This is a genomic window from Enterococcus sp. DIV1224 (genome assembly GCF_050555455.1).
Lineage (GTDB): Bacteria > Bacillota > Bacilli > Lactobacillales > Enterococcaceae > Enterococcus_B > Enterococcus_B lactis.
In genome coordinates, this window is sequence record NZ_CP187859.1 from 1242855 (window position 1) to 1261002 (window position 18148).

Genomic DNA, 18148 nt, shown 5'->3' on the forward strand with positions numbered 1-18148 from the left:
TCATAGTTAAGAAAGTTTAAAGTCAAAATTTAGCAATCATGTTGTAAAATAAAGTGGGGAGGGAACACAATGACAACTATATTTATAAATGCAAGTCCAAACAAAGAAGGTATGACTAGTAAGTGGGGAGCGAAAGTTCTAGAAGGAATAGATTATGAGAGGATCGATCTTGTAGATTTTCATATTGCTCAATTAGGTCAAGTCAAAGCTAATGATGATTTTGATGCCGTCATGGATAGATTGGCGAAGGCGAACTACGTAGTTATTGGTACACCGATTTATTGGTGGGATATTAGTGGACTGCTTAAAACGTTTATTGACCGTTGGACAGAATTATTCCAAATCGGACTTGATTCAGAAAACGCGCCATTGCACCAGTTACCAGTACTATGGATCGTCCAAGGAGCAGCGCCAGAAGAAGCCATACCAGGCATAGAGAGAATGCTAGAAAATATTAGTAAACGATTCATGATGGATTCACAAGGAATACTATATCAAAAGAAACAAATCTCTGAAGCAAACAGACAACTTAAACAAATGCTAGTAGATAAAAACAAATAAATGGAGAACAATAGGCGGCTCAAACGCGGTTATCCAACTTTTTTATCGATTCGAAGACAATAAGTTTTATATTTTATTGCATTATTCTTGTGTTATTAGAAAAAGCATGATATATTAAATAAGTAATCTATTTTGAAACGTAATTTGAGCGATATATCTACATAGATAAAACTCCTTTTGCCTATCAAATATTTATTGCAACGAAAAAACGTACATTGATACGTATCAGGAGGAATTTATTTATGAATAACGGTACAGTAAAATGGTTCAACGCAGACAAAGGTTTTGGCTTCATCACTGGTGAAGATGGAAATGATGTATTTGCACATTTCTCAGCTATCCAAGGCGACGGTTTCAAAACTTTAGAAGAAGGCCAAGCAGTGTCTTACGATGTTGAAGATGGTCAACGTGGCCCTCAAGCAATAAACATTGTTAAAGCTTAATAAAAATTGACTTTTAACCGTCTTTTCTTTCGAAAAGACGGTTTTTTTTGTACGAAGAAATTCATTGATCGTTGAATAGGCGGAAGGATGTTTTTCTTGGTGCTTTTTTGCTTCGTCCTTTGCTTTTTCATTTCATAGCTGTGTTTGTTTGTCAATAGGTATTTTCGAGAAGTATTTTACATAAAGTGGTGTATCGATTATTAAAACAATAAAAAAACAGATAAACTATTACTTTTGCATAATTATTTAAAGAAAATTAAAACGAAAAAGCCTAATAGTAGTAAGATTTTAAAAGGATTTTTTTTGTTTTTAGATAACGATATTTATTTGATTAATTTTAATTATGTCTTTTATTTTAAATGTATTGAGCTTATTTTTTTATTTAAAAATAACTATGTTATGTATTATGAAAGTTATAAGAGTTTTTAAATAAAATTTAAGAACATTTAGAAATTATTAAGCTTTAACTGAAAATAAAAAAACGAAATGTTATTATTTTAGTCTGTTTTCAGGGGGGGATAATCTTATGATAAAAAAACTATTTTTACTATCAACATTAACACTAGCAATGGCAGGTTGTTCTACAACCGATTCGGCAACTGAATCAACAACAGAAACAACTGAAGACACGACAGAAGAGGTAAAAGTTGAGACGATCACAGAAGCCGAAGTCGACGAAGCACGGGAACGCTGGGCAGAAGCAATCATAAGTATCGGTAAAGCAAGCGAAGAAGGTATGGAGGAAGCAACAGAAAAAGCAGAAGAAGTCATCGAGACATTGTATGCATACGACGAAGGTGCTGTGCTTTTTAAACCAACTAAAGCTGCAGAGTTACCATTCAGGGCAACAAAAGAAGAAGCACTTTCTTATTTCGTTGGCGGTGATATCAGCGAAGATTCTGGTTTTGCGTTAGAACCTTGGACAGACATCCGCTTCGACAATCATGAAACGATCATCGATACGGATTCAGCAATCGCATCAGGAGAATATTACTTTACTTCTGGGAAAACGGGTGATGAAACAAAAGTAGAATATACTTTCGGATTTATACGTGATGACGAAGGTAACCTGAGAATCAACTTGCACCATTCGAGCTTACCCTACGTTGGTTAAGACTTTTTCGATGAGTAAAGAGTAGAAGAGTTTTTCATGTTATATTAGAGCGTGGGACAAAAGTAAAGAAAAACTTTTGTCTCACGCTCTAAACATGTGTAAACGGCGGAAGCAGAAGCAACTCCTTCGGAAATAAGCTGAAATTCACAAAGATTTGAAAAGCAATTTTCGTGAATTACCTCTTATTTCTTGGAGTTAAACGCTTCTATCCCAGCCTCTTTTTTAGGTAAGATAAATTCCTTTTTGCTCCAAATTTGCTAAACACTCTGCTAGATACACTTCATCATGTTCCGGATAAATCGGAACGCTACGTTCTACAGTAGGCAAATCAAAAAATGCTTCGCATGATTTGCCACGGTACATAGGATCTGTCCATTCTGGTGCTGGGCTGTAGCCACGCTTTTCCATTTCGTCCATGACAAGTTGATGATATTGAAATAATTTATAAGGAGAATAGTGGAAGACATAATCTACAGTAGCGTGTTTCTTTCCCCAACCATTTCCTCTTAACGCACAGCATTCTCGATGTTGTCCTAAAAGCTGCTGACGAGGAAGCTTTGAAATCAATTTTTCATGCCATAAACGCATAGATACATCTCCTTTTTGTACATAGTTTGTTCACTTTAAACATTAAATGAAAAAACCAGCACAATGGCTGGAAAAAATCATTTCAGTTTGCTTGCTGTTTCTGAGCGACCAATCAGGTAGTCAACGGAAATATCGTAAAAGTCGGCGATGTAGATCAATTCAATGATACTTGGAATTTCTTCCCCTTGTTCGTATTTACGATATTTGAATAAAGGAATACTTAACGCGCTAGAAACAGCTACTTGGGATAAAGATCGGCCAGTTCTTAAAAAATTCAGACGACAACGTAAAGTATCCAGTAAAATAGCTTCTTCGATACTCATTTAATCACCTTTCATCATAATAGGATAGTTGTAATGACCATAGAAAGCTACACAAACAATCAATAGGACTCAATGTTTTTTATTTAAACGTATCAAATAAAGAATGACGATTAATAGAGACAAAACCAACCCTGATAATTCTTCTACAAAAACACTATCAGGTTCAAAGTAGTTGTAATTAAAAACCTTCCACATAAAATAAATAACCGGAAGAGTCAAAACAGCTAAATAAAGCCGTTCTTTGTTCCAATGCATAAGATAAAAAATAATTGCGATCAGGACGACCGAAGGCAACCAAAACAAAACTCTAACCAACGTAATCATGTAACGGACTCCTCAACATTTCTTCTAATAAAAGATAACATGTTATTGCATACATCACAAATGAAATGCTAGGAAAATCAAAGAAGAATAGACCGATGAAAAAGCGGAACAGCTCTCTGCTCATACGCGAGAACTGTTCCGCTAAATACAAGTTATCTATCTAGAAAAAATCAATGGATTGATATTTAAGTAATTCAATACATATAAAAAGAGGACGATTGCATTCATTAAAAAGGAAAGAATGATGATCCCGTAACGAATAGAAACATATTTAACAAATATTTCTGTCTGGACACGTGCATATTTTTTTCCTTTGTAGCTGATTATCATGATGAGAAGGAGAAGGGTGATCACACCTTGGAAAATCATTCCAACAAACACGACTTCTGAACTTTGATGATTGTATTGGAGAAAGTAAGCTGCTGCCGCAACCAAATCGAATAAAATCGCAATAAATGGCAAAATAATCACTCCTAGCATTGAGAATTTTTAAAAGAATAGCATTTCTTCTAAAATAAGCAAGTAAAAAATAGTCAAGTTTCAAGTCAAGTAAATAAGAATAAATATATCATATTATTTATATTTTGAAGCTTGTGAGCGTCTATAATTCGTGCTATAGTTAAAAAGTAACTAAAATATATCTCATGATGATGTACCTTTAGCTCAGTTGGTTAGAGCAGACGGCTCATAACCGTCCGGTCGTAGGTTCGAGTCCTACAAGGTACATAAGAGGTTGTGAAAAAGCTGCCCTGCATCAACTAATAAGAACAGCCAAGTAAAAACAGCTTCTTATGTTTTTAACTTGGTTGGACTTATTACCGCAGATGCAAGCTTTTGAACACCGTTTAAGGAAGAGGTTGTGAAATCAGCGTTTTGACCTGAGTATTAGAGAAACAAACGGAAAAATAGTTCCTCATATTTTGCCGTTTGTTAAGCTAATACCGAGAGTCAGCTGATTGAACACCATTTAAGAAAGAGGTCGTGAGCCTACCGTTTAACTCTGAGTCACAAGGAGCAATTTCAAAAAACAGCTTCCCATGTTTGTTGAATATTGTGACTTGTGACTGAGGAGTTGGCAGGAGAACACTGTTTACCAAGGTGTCATGGAAAAGCCAATATACTTTTGTAGAAAAAGCACGTAAGACTGAAAACAGTTCTTCGTGCTTTTTCTTTTTTATTTGCTTGCTAAATGATAATAGAACTTATATAAAGAATAGACTGTAGCATACGTGTGACTGTCTATTTTTAGGTTCAATGATCGAAACATTGAAATCTTTCAGAAGTTCCAACGCAGATTCTCCATGTTTTCTACTAGAAACTAACGTTGGATCAACAAAAAAGTCAGCTTCAGGAAACGCACTCTGCAAGCCTATCAAATTAGAGAGCACACATAAGTTTGTTTCGATCCCAACCACTTCGATCTCTTTTTGTTCTTCTTTGCTTTCAAACAAAGTCTCCTTGATTTCAGCTAAAGTTTCAGGGGGGATCGTAAAGTAATACTTTTTGATCACTCGTTCATTTCCTTGGGGAGAAAGAAGAGGGATCAATTGCAAATCTTCCCGTTCCTCTTCTTTGTCCTTCAGTTCGACTGGAATATCCCGTGTGAATAGAATATATTCCTTGTTTTTGCGTGCTTTAGCTAATCGTTTAGCAATGCGTTCCGCCAATTGGTCTGATTCTGGAATATAAAATTCGCTATTTGGATCAAGAATATGATTTTGCATATCGATAATAACTAACATTTTCTTTCCTCCTACGTTCATGACGTCATTTTTTTATTTTCAATAGAAGTTTTTTAAAATATAAGCAACCCCAGCTTCCTCATTCGTCAGTGTTACTTGGTTTGCAATTTCTTTTACTTGCCGCTGTGCATTCCCCATCGCAATACTCAACCCACTATAATTCAACATAGCAATGTCGTTTTCTTGATCGCCAAAAGCCATGATATCACTCGACTCGATTCCAAGGTAATCCGCCAGAAAAACAAGTGAATGAGCTTTAGTGATACCTGTAGGCGTGATTTCTAAGAAATGCGGATCAGAGAATACTGAATTGATGCCGTCTGCTTGCAGATCTCTTTGTAACTTCTGTAGTTTTTCTTCACTCTTATCTGTTAACGCTAATTTAAGATAGCTAAGAGAAGGATCTTCTAACATACTTAAAATTTGATCAAAAGAATGATTCTGCAGATTGAAATGTTCATAATAGGGGTCGTCTTTGACAAGATTTGACTCATCGAATGTCAGCTGATCATCTTGGGTTTCTCGGCTGGCAATAATTGAGATTTTTGCTTCTTGAGCATAGAAGAAGGCTTTTTTCAGAGTATCGATATCTATTTTCGAACGTCTGAGAACCTTTGCCATCTTTCCATCCTTCATTTCAGCAATCAGCGAACCATTGGAAGAAATCAAATAGCCGCCGATCCCTAATTCGGAAAAAATATCTTTAGCAGAAATGCTGTTCCTTCCTGTAGCTACTGTTACGATTCCGCCATTTTCATCAAATTTCCGAAGTGCCTGGATATTTTCTTCTGGTATCTTTCCATTTCGATCAAGCAAGGTACCGTCTAAATCAATCGCTGCTAGTTTCATTTTATCTTCCTACTTTCTTTTTACATATCTATTTTCCTGTTACCTTAAGATTAAATGAGAAATTAAAAAAATGAAACTAACTTGCTTTGCCGTTATGAATTTTTTCAAAAAACATTCTTAAGAAAAAGGTGGCTATATAATAGTAGTTTTTGGTCAATACTTTTGAATAAAAAGCCATGAAAAACGAATAGTTAGCGCTTACTGATGCGTTTTGTAATAAAAAAATTTTAAAATATTCAATGAAAACAAAGCATATATTTTGCTTTAAAGCCAAATGAGGAATATTCTAGATGTAGAACAGGTTAGAAAAAGATTAGAAAAAGGAGTGATTTTGATGGAGAAGAGATACGGCGTAGTTCCTGTGGTGACTGCTTCAGACGAAAATTATGCTCCTTACTTGAGCGTGATGATCGCAACTGCATTAGAAAATTGCAATAAAGCAAGACGCATAAAATTTTATGTGATTGACGATGGTCTATCAGAATATAGTAAACAAGGATTGGAAGAAACGGTAAATAAATATTCAAGTAATGCAAGTATCCAATTCCTGACAGTGGAAAAAGATATCTACGAAGACTTCCTAGTCAGCGACCATATCACAACTACCGCTTACTTAAGAATTTCTTTACCCAACTTATTAGCTAAAGAGGATTATAAGAAAGTCCTTTACTTAGATTCAGATGTGTTAGTGCTAGACGATATCGTAAAACTATATGATGAACCATTAAATGGAAAAACGATCGGCGCCATTATCGATCCAGGACAAGTGAAAGCATTGGAAAGATTAGGAATAGATTCCGATGACTTGTACTTCAATTCAGGGGTGATGGTGATTGACATCGATCAATGGAATAAAAAAGAAATTACAGAAAAAACTATCCATTATTTAAGTGAAAATGGTGATCGAATCATTTATCACGATCAAGATGCTTTGAATGCTGTCCTTTATGAAGATTGGGAACAACTTCATCCAAAATGGAACATGCAGACTTCTTTGATTTTTGAACGACACCCAGCACCAAATGAAAAATATGAACGTCTGTATAAAGAAGGAAATGAAAAACCTTCAATCGTTCATTTTACAGGACATGATAAACCTTGGAATACGTTGAAAGATCATCCGTATACCAATTTATACTTAAAAAAATTAGCACACAGTACTCTAACGAAAGTAGGCGAGATCAATGAATAAAAAAGAAATAGCAGTAGTCGCAAGTTGTAACACAAAATTCGTACCGCATTTAGCTGCGTTATTTGTCTCAGTATTAGATAATTGCAACCCGTCTAAATTTGTTCGGTTCTATGTGATTGACGACGATATCGATTTTGAAAGCAAACAGCTTTTACGTTTCTCAGTGAAAAATGCACGAATGAATTCAGATGTAGAATTTTTGAAAATCAATAAAGAATTCTTTACAAATGTAGTAATCAGCGATCGTATTCCAGAAACAGCTTATTACCGCATAGCGATTCCGGAATTGTTCCGCGGCACGGAAGTTGAACGTATCTTATATATGGATTGCGACATGATTGCTTTACAAGATATCTCTAAATTATGGCGTCTTGACTTCGGTGATTCAATCGTAGCAGCTGTTGAAGACGCTGGGTTCCATCAACGATTAGAAAAAATGGAGATTCTAGCTAAATCAATGCGTTACTTCAACTCAGGATTGATGCTGATCAATGTAAAAAAATGGTTAGATGAAAATATTACGCAAAAAGTATTAGACTTCATCGAACATAATCCAGAAAAATTAAGGTTCCATGACCAAGATGCATTAAATGCAATCTTACATGATCGTTGGCTTCCGCTTCATCCGCGTTGGAATGCACAAGGCTATATCATGGCTAAAGCAAAGAAACATCCAACAGCAGCAGGTGAACGTGAATACGAAGAAACACGCAACAATCCTTACATTATCCATTTCTCAGGACATGTGAAACCTTGGAGCAAAGATTTTGAAGGACCAACGAAGAAATATTACGAAAAATATGCAGGGATGACGGCGTTCCGTTGTGTGGCTAAATTCCCTAAATATCCAAAATATGCAAAAATTCAACAAAAAACAGACGTAGTTGTTAAATAATACAAGACTACAACTGAACAGGGGGAGTAGGAATGGAAATTACACTGTCTAAAAATGCAGTAGAGACGTTAATCGAAAAAGTGGGGGAAAATACAAAAATTGCACTCGCTCTCATCAATGATTCCGATCCATTTTTAAGGGATAAAGGTGCTTTTGCAAAAGGCAGCTTTTTCCAAATCATTCCTTTTGTTTCGGAATTTGGAGAGTATGCAACAAAAATCGAGCATCCTTTACTGGAGATCTATACATCTAAAGTAGAACAAAGTTATTTCGGTAAACGACTAAACATGGATTTTAATAAACAGCTTGACAGCTTCTCATTAGAAAATGAAAGTGCAGTACTCGATTATAATATCAAATTAAAGAACTGCTTCTTCAGCTAATCGTTTTTGAAAAGTCCAGAAAGGAGGTATACATTGAGATACTACTTTGTGGATGATGAAAAGAAAGTCACAGAAACAGATGAAAACAAATACAATTGGCTTATTTTCGATAATAAAAAGCCAGAAGAGATCCAGCAGGCAATCAAAGAATTTGAGCTTCCAGATGATATTTTCGTAGGCACGGAATATCCGGAAGAAGTTTCTCGGATGGAGCGCCTTTATGAGACCAAATTAGCGCATCCATTTTCTTTGGTTGTGATCAATCTGGATCAGTCAGATAATCGTATCGAAAAAAAATTGACACCGATATCTTTTGTACTTTCCGATAATCTCTTGATTACATGTATTGATAGAAAGACCGAGTTCGTGGATCGCTTGATGACAAAGCATGGAGATCATTTAAACTCGTTTGAAAAGATCATCACGTATACATTACTGGATATTTATACCCATTACGTGAAAGAACTAAGAGAAATGAAGCATAGAATTGACGCTTTGGATAAAGCAGCTCGTAAAACGACGGAGAATGAGGAACTGTATAAACAGGCAGATCTTGAAAGAGACATTGTGTATATCGATCATACCTTAAGAGATCAGCGGAAAACGATGAATCAATTATGGAATTCTGAAACGTTTATCAAACGTTTAGACGATGAACAATTGCTTTATGATGTCCATTTGAGGCAGCGCCAAACAGAAAAAATGATCGAGATCTATCGAGACTTATTGGAGAGTATTGGTGATTTATTCAATGGGATGATGGACAATAATCTAAACCACATCATGAAATATCTAGATTCAGCTGCACTAATCATCTCCGTTCCGGCGTTGTTTGCAGGGATTTGGGGAATGAATACAGGAGGGTTGCCGGGTAAAAGCTCTGCTTTAGGATTTATCCTCGTAGTATTCGGCTCTTTGATAGCAGCGGCGGTTTTAGGCTACCATCTATACCGAAAAGATTATACGAATTAAACAAACTATTTAAAACAGGTATCAAACAAAGAAATTTGTTTTGGCAATACAATTTAGAAAAACTAGGAGGAATACAGCAATGACAGAACCAAAATTAATCGATCCGCGAAATCTGTACCATACGGAGAAATTTCCTAAGCAAGATCAGGATACGCCAGCTTTACAACAGAACATGATTCCTGTTCCTGATTGCGGAGAAGAATCCTATGAGGGCAGTAATCAGCTGGAAAACCGACGTGTACTCATCACTGGTGGCGATTCAGGGATCGGTCGTGCAGCAGCGATTGCATTTGCTAGAGAAGGTGCAGACATCGCTCTTCAATTCTTCCCAGGAGAAGAAAAAGATGCAGAAGAAGTAGCTAAATACGTCAAAGATGCAGGACGTAAAATCGTCTTACTACCATTTGATCTTCGTGATGAACAAGCACCTAAAGAAATCATTGAAAAAGCAGTAAGTGAGCTTGGTGGGCTAGATACGATGGTATTGAATGCAGGACAGCAAATTTCTTGCCAGTCCATTGTTGAACTGCCACTTGAACAAATCAAAGACACATTCATGGTCAACATCATCGCTATGTTTGCTTTAGTGAAAGAAGCAGTTCCGCATATCCCAGCAGGAGGAGCGATTGTTACAACAACATCTGTCCAAGCCTTCAATCCAAGTGAACATTTATTGGATTATGCAGCAACAAAAGCTTCAATCGCTAACTTTACGATTGGCTTAGCAAAACAACTTGCTCCTAAGGGAATCCGTGTAAATGGCGTAGCCCCTGGTCCAATCTGGACACCGCTACAACTAGACGAAGGTCAGCCTTCTGATTCAATTCCTGAATTTGGTCAGCAAAGTTTACTAGAACGTGCAGGTCAGCCAGGAGAATTAGCACCGGTCTATGTCTTCTTAGCATCGAATAAAGCAAGTTATGTCACAGCTCAAATCTACGGAGTAACTGGTGGAGAAGCGATCAACTTATAAAAAGTTGATCGTTTCACCCCTATGAGGAGGTGCGAAAATGAATAAAGGAGTAAAAACGCTTGGAGTGATCGGAACGTTACTTTTGCTATCTATACTTTTGTTTGCGATACTATTAAGTGCAGCCTATCCACTGCCTTTTCAATTAGAGAAGTTTCGATTCTTTTCCATTACTAATTCATATGTGCAACAATATGTATTCTGGCTTGCTGTTGCATTTGCTATTTTGACGATTATCACGTTGCTTGTTTTCTTGTTTTATCCAAAAACGATCGGAACCTTTTTACTGAAACATGGTGATGGGGAGTTGACGTTGGATAAAAAAGCAATCGAAGGAATGGTTCGTTCTCACTTGCATGAAGATGAATTTATCCATTCACCAAAAGTAAATGTCAAAGCAACGAAAAACAAGATCGCCGTCAATGTAAAAGGGGAGTTGAAACGAACTTCAGCACTCATTGGTAAAACGGGAACATTGATGAAAGAAATCGAAAACGAAGTACAACACATATTAGGCACAAAAGAGTCAGTGAAAGTATCCGTGAAATACACAGGCTTTGAAGAACCAGCTAAACAAAGTAATGACCGCAAACGAGTAGAATAGGGGGGACCAAAATGAAAGAACTATTTTCGACATACAAGCTCCCTATCATCTTTGGGGTACTTGGGTTGATATTAGCCGTTTTATGGATAACCGTCGGCTTTTTCAAGACTTTATTGATCTTGATCATGGCCGCTATCGGTGTCGCTATCGGTTTTTATTTGAAACAAACGAAAATCTTAGATCACTATTTTAAATCTTAGGAGGAAACATCCATGAATAACAATAACAAAAATAATAATAACAATAAAATGAACAACCAAAAACCAGTGTCTGCACATCCAGACCCAACGACACCAAACCAATCAAATGGTGTGAACGATGAAAAGAACAAAACAGCACCAGTATCTGCACATCCAGATCCAGTCGTGCCAAATGTTCAACAAGGTGTAGAAGAAAAGAAACATGACGCAGAAAAACATGCGCCTCATCATCCCGGCTCTCCAGAATCTAAAGTTCCAGAACAACATGATGCAATCGATCCTTCTAAACCATTAGAGGAACAAAAGCACCCTTCTGATCATGCGAAAGCACAAGAAAAACTTGGTTCTGAACACTCAAATGGACAAGAAAAATTTGGTTCACAACATACAAATGACCAAGAAAACCATGGCTCTGAGCAGGAAGATTCGATGCGCGGTGAGTTGAATTATGAAGACAAAGTGGTGCAAAAAATCATTGGAATCGCAATTGAACAAGTAGACGGTTTATTATCTGCAAACGGTGGTTTCTTCTCTAATATGGCAGGAAAACTTGTGAATACAGATAATGTAACGGCTGGGATCGAAACAGAAGTCGGTAAAAAACAAGTAGCAGTTGACATGGATATCATTGTGGAATATGGCAAAGATATCGAAAAAATCTTTGAAGAAATGCAAGAAGTAATCGGCAAAGAAGTAAAAAATATGACACACTTAGACGTCATCGAAGTTAACGCTAACGTAGTGGACATCAAAACAAAAGAAGAATTTGAAAAAGATCAAGAAACAGTGCAAGACAAAGTAACTGACGCAGGGAAAAAAACCGGTGAATTTGCTTCTAATCAAACAGATAAAGTAAAATCAGCAGCTGGAAGCGGCGTTGAAAAAGTAAAAGAAAATACAGAGCCACGCGTTCAGTAATAAGGAAGCAAAACATTAGGAGGAACGAAACATGGGATTTATTTGGTCACTTATCGTCGGAGGAATTATCGGAGCAATTGCAGGAGCAATCACGAATAAAGGTTCTTCGATGGGGATTATTGCAAATGTCGTAGCAGGTTTAGTTGGATCAGCACTTGGCCAAGCATTATTAGGTTCTTGGGGACCAAGTATTGCAGGAATGGCAATCGTACCATCATTGATTGGTGCCATCATTTTAGTACTGATTGTCTCATTTTTTGCTAGAAAACTGTAAAAAGACTTTTAATAAAAAGGTCGTGAAAAAGCTGTTCTGCATCAAGTAATAAGAACAACCAAACAAAAATAGCTTTTCATATTTTTCGTTTGGTTGGGCTTATTATCGAAGATGCAAGCTTTTTATTCGAAATAAGGGGCTGTGACAAGATTTTGTCATAGCCCCTTGTTTGTGTGGGTAAATTCCCAATTAGATTTTTAAAAGTTTTTTAAAGAAAAACCAGTATGTTGACCAGTTTTTCCTTAACTGTGTCTTTATTGATACAGATAAGCTTTCTCCACCTTTTTTTAATAAAACAATGTCTCCCTAAATTTTCTTGAGAGAGGGAAGGTGAACATACAAAATAGTACGACCACTTGAAAGTCCCAGATGATCCACAAATGAATCGTATGATACTGATGAAGTAAAAAGCAATGGATCAGAAACTCAAAGAGATTGAAAAAGACAAGGAAGAAATAATATCTCTTTTTTACTCTTGTCTGTTTTAGCCAATAATAGCTCGTAAAGTAATCTAGACAAACAAATAGAAGTAAACAAAGTTTCGTAAGAGCAGTAATCGCATCATGTTGCTCAGCTAGACGATTGACGAGCAGAAAGAATGTTGGTAATGGAATATAGATCACGAGTAATGAAAGAAAAAAGTAAACGATGAATGGCATACTATTCCTCCTAATTGTGTGAATTCGTCCTCATTTTAAAATAACGATATTTGTTTGTGAAGCTTTTTCGTGTCGTAACAAATGTTATCTAATGTATTTTTAAATAAATAATCATTATTATCAAATTAACGTTAAAAAGAAAAATGAGTAGTGGATCGTTGTTATTCGAAACATTCTGTCAAAAACTCCATATTAAATGGTAAAAAGTGGCATTACATAATAGAAAGACCCCCTTTACAGTATAAATGTGGGAGTTTGCTCCCGCATAAAAACAAAAAGAAAGGAGTGGGAGACACCCAGTTACGATTATTGGGGAGAGAACTACATATTCAAAGATCGTAAGAAGGGGAACAGAAGCAATTCACGTACAATGCTGACCGTCAAGTTTGTCACAACAAATGATCGTTAGGTGTTTAGCAAAATAAATACTATTTGATCGATCAGACTTGTGTCAATTGAGCAAAAGCTACGGAGGTTAGAAACAAACAAAACTATTTTTACACTATTTATTTATGTTTAAAACAAGAAAATAGCATACCTTCTTTGCTGACGGTTTAAAACAGACCGCTATTGATCTGTATAGGAAAAATAAAGGAGGTAAAACATTCATTGAAAAAAGTAAAAAAGTTATTGACTAGTACACTATCGTTGGGACTGGCTCTAGGGAATATGGGCGGTACCGTAGTAGAAGCCGCTTCTGCCTTACATTCGATTGAATTACCAGTATTAAGGCAATTACGCCCTCAGGAAGAGAAAGAACAGGAAGAAACAAAGAAAGAGGAAAATAAACCACGAGCATCTACCTTGCCACGATTACCAATAGAAGAAAAAAAAGAAACAAACCAAGTTGATTATATGTTCCCAGAGACACGATTGACTAGATGGACAATGGAAGAAGTGGTAACAGAATTAATGGATTTTTATGAACGATATTTTGTATACAGATTCAATGAAGCGATGGCAAATCATGACCATTCCTTTACGCGTGGGGAATTTTTAGAACTAACATATGACACAGATATGGATGTTCATGATGTACCAGAAATTGATTCTCCAAGTTTTTCTTCCAATGTACTTTCTTCACTTGGGATAACTAGCACAAGTATAGCAATCGGATCTACTTCAGATGATTTTTCTGCTTTTGTAGATACAAAGAGCGGGAATTGGAGATTTAGGGCGCTGATGGTTAATTGGGGCGACCCCTATAAGATAAGATTAACTAGGATAGGCGACGAACGAAACTTAGGTAATGAAAGTATAGAGCTACGTGTTCAAGTGTATCTTTCCGGACCTAATGCGTCTCATAGACAACACAGATTAATAAATTTCCACTCTGCAGCAAAATCAATGGGAGAGCTTGGAGTCGAAGCCAAATCTGGCACACATAATTTATGGGAAGGCGATGCGGTACCAGATCCTTCTGATTATGTGACGATTGATCGGAGTAATGTCAAATGGGATCTGAAGACAGAATGGGAAACTCCACCTAGAATGGATACAATTGGTACTCAAAATACTAGAATCAAAGTAACTGAAGATACTTCTGGCAGAACGACTACTGTAACTGTGCCGATCACGGTTCAGGATAGAGCACTACAAATCACTGGAAAGGCTGGTCCGCATTCCATTTACGTGAGCGAAGCAATCCCTAATCCTGCTGACTACTTTGAAGTGAGAGACCCTCTTGGACAGACCCATCAGTTAGAGTGGCTCGATGCTGATACGAGCTCAGTTGGTACGAAAACGTGGCGGGCAAAAGCAACGGCTGCTGATGGACGTGAAGCTACTGGTTCGATCACGATGGATATTCTTCCTCAACCAGAGTTAGAACTAAAATTGAAGGATGTAGAAGATCGACATCTCGGTGGAAATTATCCTGCACTTTCCTCTTCATTCCGTGAATATATCCAAGAAGCGACGATGGAAGGGCAAAGGCTTAATACAGCTGACTTAGAGTTTGTCGCCGATGAATCAACAGAGCCAGATTCTTCTATCGTAGGAGAACAGGCGCTCAAACTGACTGTTCAAACGAGACACCCTGTTACAGGTCGAATGATCAAAGGAACAGCTGAAACAACAGTCAATATTCGTTGGGGCGACACGTTCTTATTGAAAGCCCATGATGGACGATCAGCTGGAGCATACGCTTTCCAGTTGAGGAATGGGAATAATGCTCGAATCGTGGCAACTCGAGGATTAGATTCTCCTCTCGATGAACGGATTGGTCTTGAAGATTCGTTGTATTACTCTATTGAGGTGCTACGAAATGACCGACAAGCTTATTACCATGAGGTGCCGGGAAGAGCTACTCTACAGCAAGTGATCACGACATTCGGAAATGGAAATGGATACCTTGATGTACAGTTGGGCGATATCATCAATATTCACCATCCACAAAAGAGTGCAGGAAGCTCAGTCTTGATGGTAGAAGAAGAAGAACAGGACTTCACTTACGGAACAGATAACGCCTATTATCGTGTCACAGCTTTCGGATTTGAACCACTTCCTGTACTCCCTGATCCGGCGATCCAACTGAAATTGAAGCCAATGGAAGAACGTACATTAGGAGAAACTTCTGCGTCACTGGCAAGTACGTTTAAAAATTATATCGAAGAAGCCACTTTTGAAGGGGAATCAGTTGCGATCGAGGATTTAGAATTCGTCGCAGCAGAATCGACAGAGCCGACGAATACGATTGCTGGCAAACAAGATATTCGGATCACGGTACAAGCGAAACACCCGATTTCTGGGGAGACGATCAAAGGAACAGCCGAAACATCGGTCAATTATCTTTGGGGAGATACATTCATGATCAAGTCAAGCGAAGGTGGCTCAGCAGGAGCTTATTCCTTACATCTAAGAAGTGGGAATGCAGCTAGATTAACCGTTACCAGTGGGTTGCCTTCAGCATTAGATGAACGGGTCGGTACGGAAGAATCGATGCACGCCTTGTATTATTCTTTGGAAGTCCTGAGAAACAATCAGTCAATCTACAATTATGAGGTACTTGGTAGAGGAACTCTGCGGCAAGTGATCAATAACTTTGGGAACGGGAATGGCTACTATGATGTACGATTGGATGATGTAATCAAGATCTATCACCCACAGAGATCACCGAACAGCTCAGTTGTCATGATCGATGAAGAAGAACGGGATTTCACTTATGATTCCGAATATGCTTATTACAGAGTGACTGCATTCGGACTAGAACCGATTCCAGTGATGGAAGCAGAAGGGACTTCGCAAACATTCTCTTTGAGGGAGGACGTCAGCACATTAGATGTCAAAGAACTAGTCAAAGATGTCACGATTAATCATCAAAGTATCTCAGAAGATCGTTACACGATCGAACAAGTGTCAGAGATTGACACAAGTACAACTGGAAAACGAACGACAAAAGTAAAGATTACGATGAATGATGGGTTAGCTGAAACCGAAATCGAAGTGCCTTATGAAGTACAGTGGGGAAGTACATTCGTTCTTCGAGGACTGGAAGAAATGACCGTCGGCGCGTTTAGTTTATTAAAAGAAGGCGATCAGTTAGCAATCCATGCTTCTCCTGGTTCAAGCAACACGGACTTGAATCGTCCAGTGAACAATCCGTTCGGCAGAGGAATCTATTATGCCATCGAAGTGCTTGAAAATGACACGCGAAAATACAACTATGAAGTAACAGGGAATACCTTGATCCGTCAAGCAGTAAACGGCTTCAACAACGGGCAGCCGTTAGCAGTCAATGTAGGAGATACCATCAAAGTCTATCACGCGGAGACACAAGGAAGAAATCTTCTGATGATGGATGAAATGGTCAGAGATTACACAGGTGGTTCTAATTATGCCTATTACAGAGTAACGGAAGAAGGATTCGAGCCATTTACAGATATCAAGGCTGATCCGATTTCACAAGAACTGCTGTTAGGACATGAGACGAATACAGTGAATCCGGCAGAATTGATCCAAAATGTGACATTCAACGGACGTCCGCTAACGAGTGATCTTTATACGGTGGAACAATTGTCTAACTTCGATACGACAACAGTGGGAGAAAAAGGGGTTCGTGTGAGAGTAAGCACGACTGATGGTACTGGGTTCACAGAAGTGAAGATCCCTTATGTAGTGAAATGGGGAAGTACGATCCGAGTCAAAAACAATGACGGCGTAACGATTGGCGCATTCAGTCTAATTAAACAGACAAATCCGAACAATCAGAATACTCAAATGATGATCCGAGCATCTCAAGGTGTGGCAAATACAGAGTTGTCCAAAGTAGTGCATGATTATTCCGATCGCTCGATTTATTATCAATTCGATGTGATGAACAAAGATAATACCACTAGCAGATTCACATATGATGTAACAGGAAACCGAACGATCGAACAAGCATTGTCTCGATTCAATAGTGGACAGCCATTGAATGTCAACGTAGGAGACATTGTCAGGATCTATCATACGAAAGAGTTTAGACGAAATATGTTGATGGAAGATGAGCAGGAGAAGAACTTCACTTACGGTTCTCAATATGCTTATTATGAAGTCACAGAATATGGGTTCGAACCAAGCGGGAAAATTGATGTAGAAGCTAATAAAGTAGAAATCCCACGAGGTGCAACGGATCTCGATCTTAAATCATTTATCAAAAATGTAAAAGTAAATGACAAGGTCATTCCAGAAAATCTTTATACAGTCTCTTTAAATTCTGAAATCGACACATCGACTCCTGGTCGGAACAATGTCGCAGTCAACGTGACGACTGACAGTTCTTATGGCGGTTTTTCAACAGAATTGAATATGCCGTATGAAGTACGTGATCACACGACGGAATCCAGTACGAATGAATCACAAAATAATAACACGAATAATGATGGAACAAGCGGCAGTACGGAACGAAATGAAGGAACGACACCAAGCATCCAAGATGATCCAACAACAAGTGCAGATAATGAATCTTCACTGAATATGCCACAAACCAATGCAACTAGGAATACTGCATGGATGTTGATTGGTATCGCGTTAGTAGCAGGCATAGGGACGATTGTTATGAGAAGAAAAGCAAAAGAGAAAGTTGAAAATCAATAACCGTTTTTTGCTTAAGTAAGAAAAAATAGTTCTCAAAGTTCCTATTCCTAAAACAGATAAA

Annotated in this window: 20 protein-coding genes and 1 tRNA gene; 14 read left to right on the forward strand and 7 right to left on the reverse strand. The window is 37.6% G+C overall.

The features are described 5' to 3' along the window. Positions 1-69: 69 nt before the first annotated feature. From IGK53_RS06035 to IGK53_RS06045, 3 genes are all read left to right on the forward strand, one after another. Entirely contained in the window at positions 70-561 is a 492-nt protein-coding gene (locus IGK53_RS06035; RefSeq protein WP_002293299.1) for a flavodoxin family protein, read from the forward strand. Positions 562-803: 242 nt separating this feature from the next. After that, positions 804-1004, forward strand: a complete 201-nt coding sequence (locus IGK53_RS06040) for a cold-shock protein (protein WP_002306603.1) — start codon at positions 804-806, stop codon at positions 1002-1004. A gap of 526 nt (positions 1005-1530) precedes the next feature. Further along, entirely contained in the window at positions 1531-2118 is a 588-nt protein-coding gene (locus tag IGK53_RS06045; protein WP_002329249.1) for a hypothetical protein, read from the forward strand. A gap of 222 nt (positions 2119-2340) precedes the next feature. On the opposite strand, the gene IGK53_RS06050 is transcribed toward IGK53_RS06045, so the two are convergent. The 4 genes from IGK53_RS06050 to IGK53_RS06065 form a co-directional block, all read right to left on the reverse strand. After that, the gene (locus IGK53_RS06050; RefSeq protein ID WP_002306607.1) at positions 2341-2706 is read right to left on the reverse strand and encodes a TIGR02328 family protein; all 366 of its coding nucleotides are present in this window, start codon (positions 2704-2706) and stop codon (positions 2341-2343) included. Positions 2707-2783: 77 nt separating this feature from the next. Next, positions 2784-3029, reverse strand: a complete 246-nt coding sequence (locus IGK53_RS06055) for a helix-turn-helix domain-containing protein (protein ID WP_002306609.1) — start codon at positions 3027-3029, stop codon at positions 2784-2786. Between the two features lie 69 nt (positions 3030-3098). Further along, positions 3099-3353 carry a hypothetical protein gene (locus tag IGK53_RS06060; RefSeq protein WP_002306610.1) on the reverse strand — a complete coding sequence of 85 codons (255 nt, stop codon included), beginning with the start codon at positions 3351-3353 and terminating at the stop codon, positions 3099-3101. A 156-nt stretch (positions 3354-3509) separates the two neighbouring features. Beyond that, complete coding sequence (locus IGK53_RS06065; protein ID WP_016629009.1) at positions 3510-3833, reverse strand: hypothetical protein; 324 nt, start codon at positions 3831-3833, stop codon at positions 3510-3512. Between the two features lie 172 nt (positions 3834-4005). Here IGK53_RS06065 and IGK53_RS06070 point away from each other — a divergent pair. Beyond that, positions 4006-4079 (forward strand) — tRNA-Ile (locus tag IGK53_RS06070). A gap of 476 nt (positions 4080-4555) precedes the next feature. On the opposite strand, the gene IGK53_RS06075 is transcribed toward IGK53_RS06070, so the two are convergent. Both IGK53_RS06075 and IGK53_RS06080 read right to left on the reverse strand, forming a co-directional pair. After that, on the reverse strand, positions 4556-5095 hold the full coding sequence (locus tag IGK53_RS06075) for an isochorismatase family cysteine hydrolase (RefSeq protein WP_002329246.1): 540 nt from the start codon (positions 5093-5095) through the stop codon (positions 4556-4558). A gap of 39 nt (positions 5096-5134) precedes the next feature. Continuing rightward, on the reverse strand, positions 5135-5944 hold the full coding sequence (locus IGK53_RS06080) for a Cof-type HAD-IIB family hydrolase (protein ID WP_002306615.1): 810 nt from the start codon (positions 5942-5944) through the stop codon (positions 5135-5137). 334 nt (positions 5945-6278) lie between these two features. Here IGK53_RS06080 and IGK53_RS06085 point away from each other — a divergent pair, with 334 nt between their 5' ends. From IGK53_RS06085 to IGK53_RS06125, 9 genes are all read left to right on the forward strand, one after another. Continuing rightward, the gene (locus IGK53_RS06085; protein WP_002329245.1) at positions 6279-7136 is read left to right on the forward strand and encodes a glycosyltransferase family 8 protein; all 858 of its coding nucleotides are present in this window, start codon (positions 6279-6281) and stop codon (positions 7134-7136) included. Then, positions 7129-8031 (forward strand): glycosyltransferase family 8 protein, encoded by a 903-nt coding sequence (locus tag IGK53_RS06090; RefSeq protein ID WP_430605034.1) that lies wholly within the window; start codon positions 7129-7131, stop codon positions 8029-8031. The genes IGK53_RS06085 and IGK53_RS06090 overlap by 8 nt, the downstream gene beginning before the upstream one ends. A 32-nt stretch (positions 8032-8063) precedes the next feature. After that, positions 8064-8414, forward strand: a complete 351-nt coding sequence (locus IGK53_RS06095) for an iron-sulfur cluster biosynthesis family protein (RefSeq protein ID WP_002291264.1) — start codon at positions 8064-8066, stop codon at positions 8412-8414. 48 nt (positions 8415-8462) lie between these two features. Further along, positions 8463-9386 (forward strand): magnesium transporter CorA family protein, encoded by a 924-nt coding sequence (locus IGK53_RS06100; protein ID WP_430605043.1) that lies wholly within the window; start codon positions 8463-8465, stop codon positions 9384-9386. 79 nt (positions 9387-9465) lie between these two features. Next, complete coding sequence (locus IGK53_RS06105) at positions 9466-10359, forward strand: SDR family oxidoreductase (protein WP_002306620.1); 894 nt, start codon at positions 9466-9468, stop codon at positions 10357-10359. Between the two features lie 37 nt (positions 10360-10396). Beyond that, positions 10397-10960 (forward strand): alkaline shock response membrane anchor protein AmaP, encoded by a 564-nt coding sequence (gene amaP / locus IGK53_RS06110; protein ID WP_002306622.1) that lies wholly within the window; start codon positions 10397-10399, stop codon positions 10958-10960. A gap of 11 nt (positions 10961-10971) precedes the next feature. Continuing rightward, a complete protein-coding gene (locus IGK53_RS06115) occupies positions 10972-11160 on the forward strand; it encodes a DUF2273 domain-containing protein (protein WP_002291274.1) in 189 nt (62 codons plus the stop codon). Positions 11161-11172: 12 nt separating this feature from the next. After that, positions 11173-12078 carry an Asp23/Gls24 family envelope stress response protein gene (locus tag IGK53_RS06120; RefSeq protein WP_002329243.1) on the forward strand — a complete coding sequence of 302 codons (906 nt, stop codon included), beginning with the start codon at positions 11173-11175 and terminating at the stop codon, positions 12076-12078. 31 nt (positions 12079-12109) lie between these two features. Next, on the forward strand, positions 12110-12352 hold the full coding sequence (locus IGK53_RS06125; RefSeq protein WP_002291278.1) for a GlsB/YeaQ/YmgE family stress response membrane protein: 243 nt from the start codon (positions 12110-12112) through the stop codon (positions 12350-12352). Positions 12353-12639: 287 nt separating this feature from the next. Here the strand turns inward: IGK53_RS06125 and IGK53_RS06130 are convergent, their stop codons facing one another. After that, positions 12640-13011, reverse strand: a complete 372-nt coding sequence (locus tag IGK53_RS06130) for a hypothetical protein (protein WP_002306626.1) — start codon at positions 13009-13011, stop codon at positions 12640-12642. A 609-nt stretch (positions 13012-13620) separates the two neighbouring features. Here IGK53_RS06130 and IGK53_RS06135 point away from each other — a divergent pair. After that, positions 13621-18087 carry an LPXTG cell wall anchor domain-containing protein gene (locus IGK53_RS06135; protein ID WP_047928314.1) on the forward strand — a complete coding sequence of 1489 codons (4467 nt, stop codon included), beginning with the start codon at positions 13621-13623 and terminating at the stop codon, positions 18085-18087. Positions 18088-18148: the final 61 nt, after the last annotated feature.

What these genes read in the sequence shown, in the direction of transcription:
- IGK53_RS06035 (WP_002293299.1), top strand. Translation starts at nt 70, where the DNA reads ATGACAACTATATTTATAAATGCAAGTCCAAACAAAGAAGGTATGACT.
- IGK53_RS06040 (WP_002306603.1), top strand. Translation starts at nt 804, where the DNA reads ATGAATAACGGTACAGTAAAATGGTTCAACGCAGACAAAGGTTTTGGC.
- IGK53_RS06045 (WP_002329249.1), top strand. Translation starts at nt 1,531, where the DNA reads ATGATAAAAAAACTATTTTTACTATCAACATTAACACTAGCAATGGCA.
- IGK53_RS06050 (WP_002306607.1), bottom strand. Translation starts at nt 2,706, where the DNA reads ATGCGTTTATGGCATGAAAAATTGATTTCAAAGCTTCCTCGTCAGCAG.
- IGK53_RS06055 (WP_002306609.1), bottom strand. Translation starts at nt 3,029, where the DNA reads ATGAGTATCGAAGAAGCTATTTTACTGGATACTTTACGTTGTCGTCTG.
- IGK53_RS06060 (WP_002306610.1), bottom strand. Translation starts at nt 3,353, where the DNA reads ATGATTACGTTGGTTAGAGTTTTGTTTTGGTTGCCTTCGGTCGTCCTG.
- IGK53_RS06065 (WP_016629009.1), bottom strand. Translation starts at nt 3,833, where the DNA reads ATGCTAGGAGTGATTATTTTGCCATTTATTGCGATTTTATTCGATTTG.
- IGK53_RS06075 (WP_002329246.1), bottom strand. Translation starts at nt 5,095, where the DNA reads ATGTTAGTTATTATCGATATGCAAAATCATATTCTTGATCCAAATAGC.
- IGK53_RS06080 (WP_002306615.1), bottom strand. Translation starts at nt 5,944, where the DNA reads ATGAAACTAGCAGCGATTGATTTAGACGGTACCTTGCTTGATCGAAAT.
- IGK53_RS06085 (WP_002329245.1), top strand. Translation starts at nt 6,279, where the DNA reads ATGGAGAAGAGATACGGCGTAGTTCCTGTGGTGACTGCTTCAGACGAA.
- IGK53_RS06090 (WP_430605034.1), top strand. Translation starts at nt 7,129, where the DNA reads ATGAATAAAAAAGAAATAGCAGTAGTCGCAAGTTGTAACACAAAATTC.
- IGK53_RS06095 (WP_002291264.1), top strand. Translation starts at nt 8,064, where the DNA reads ATGGAAATTACACTGTCTAAAAATGCAGTAGAGACGTTAATCGAAAAA.
- IGK53_RS06105 (WP_002306620.1), top strand. Translation starts at nt 9,466, where the DNA reads ATGACAGAACCAAAATTAATCGATCCGCGAAATCTGTACCATACGGAG.
- amaP (WP_002306622.1), top strand. Translation starts at nt 10,397, where the DNA reads ATGAATAAAGGAGTAAAAACGCTTGGAGTGATCGGAACGTTACTTTTG.
- IGK53_RS06115 (WP_002291274.1), top strand. Translation starts at nt 10,972, where the DNA reads ATGAAAGAACTATTTTCGACATACAAGCTCCCTATCATCTTTGGGGTA.
- IGK53_RS06120 (WP_002329243.1), top strand. Translation starts at nt 11,173, where the DNA reads ATGAATAACAATAACAAAAATAATAATAACAATAAAATGAACAACCAA.
- IGK53_RS06125 (WP_002291278.1), top strand. Translation starts at nt 12,110, where the DNA reads ATGGGATTTATTTGGTCACTTATCGTCGGAGGAATTATCGGAGCAATT.
- IGK53_RS06130 (WP_002306626.1), bottom strand. Translation starts at nt 13,011, where the DNA reads ATGCCATTCATCGTTTACTTTTTTCTTTCATTACTCGTGATCTATATT.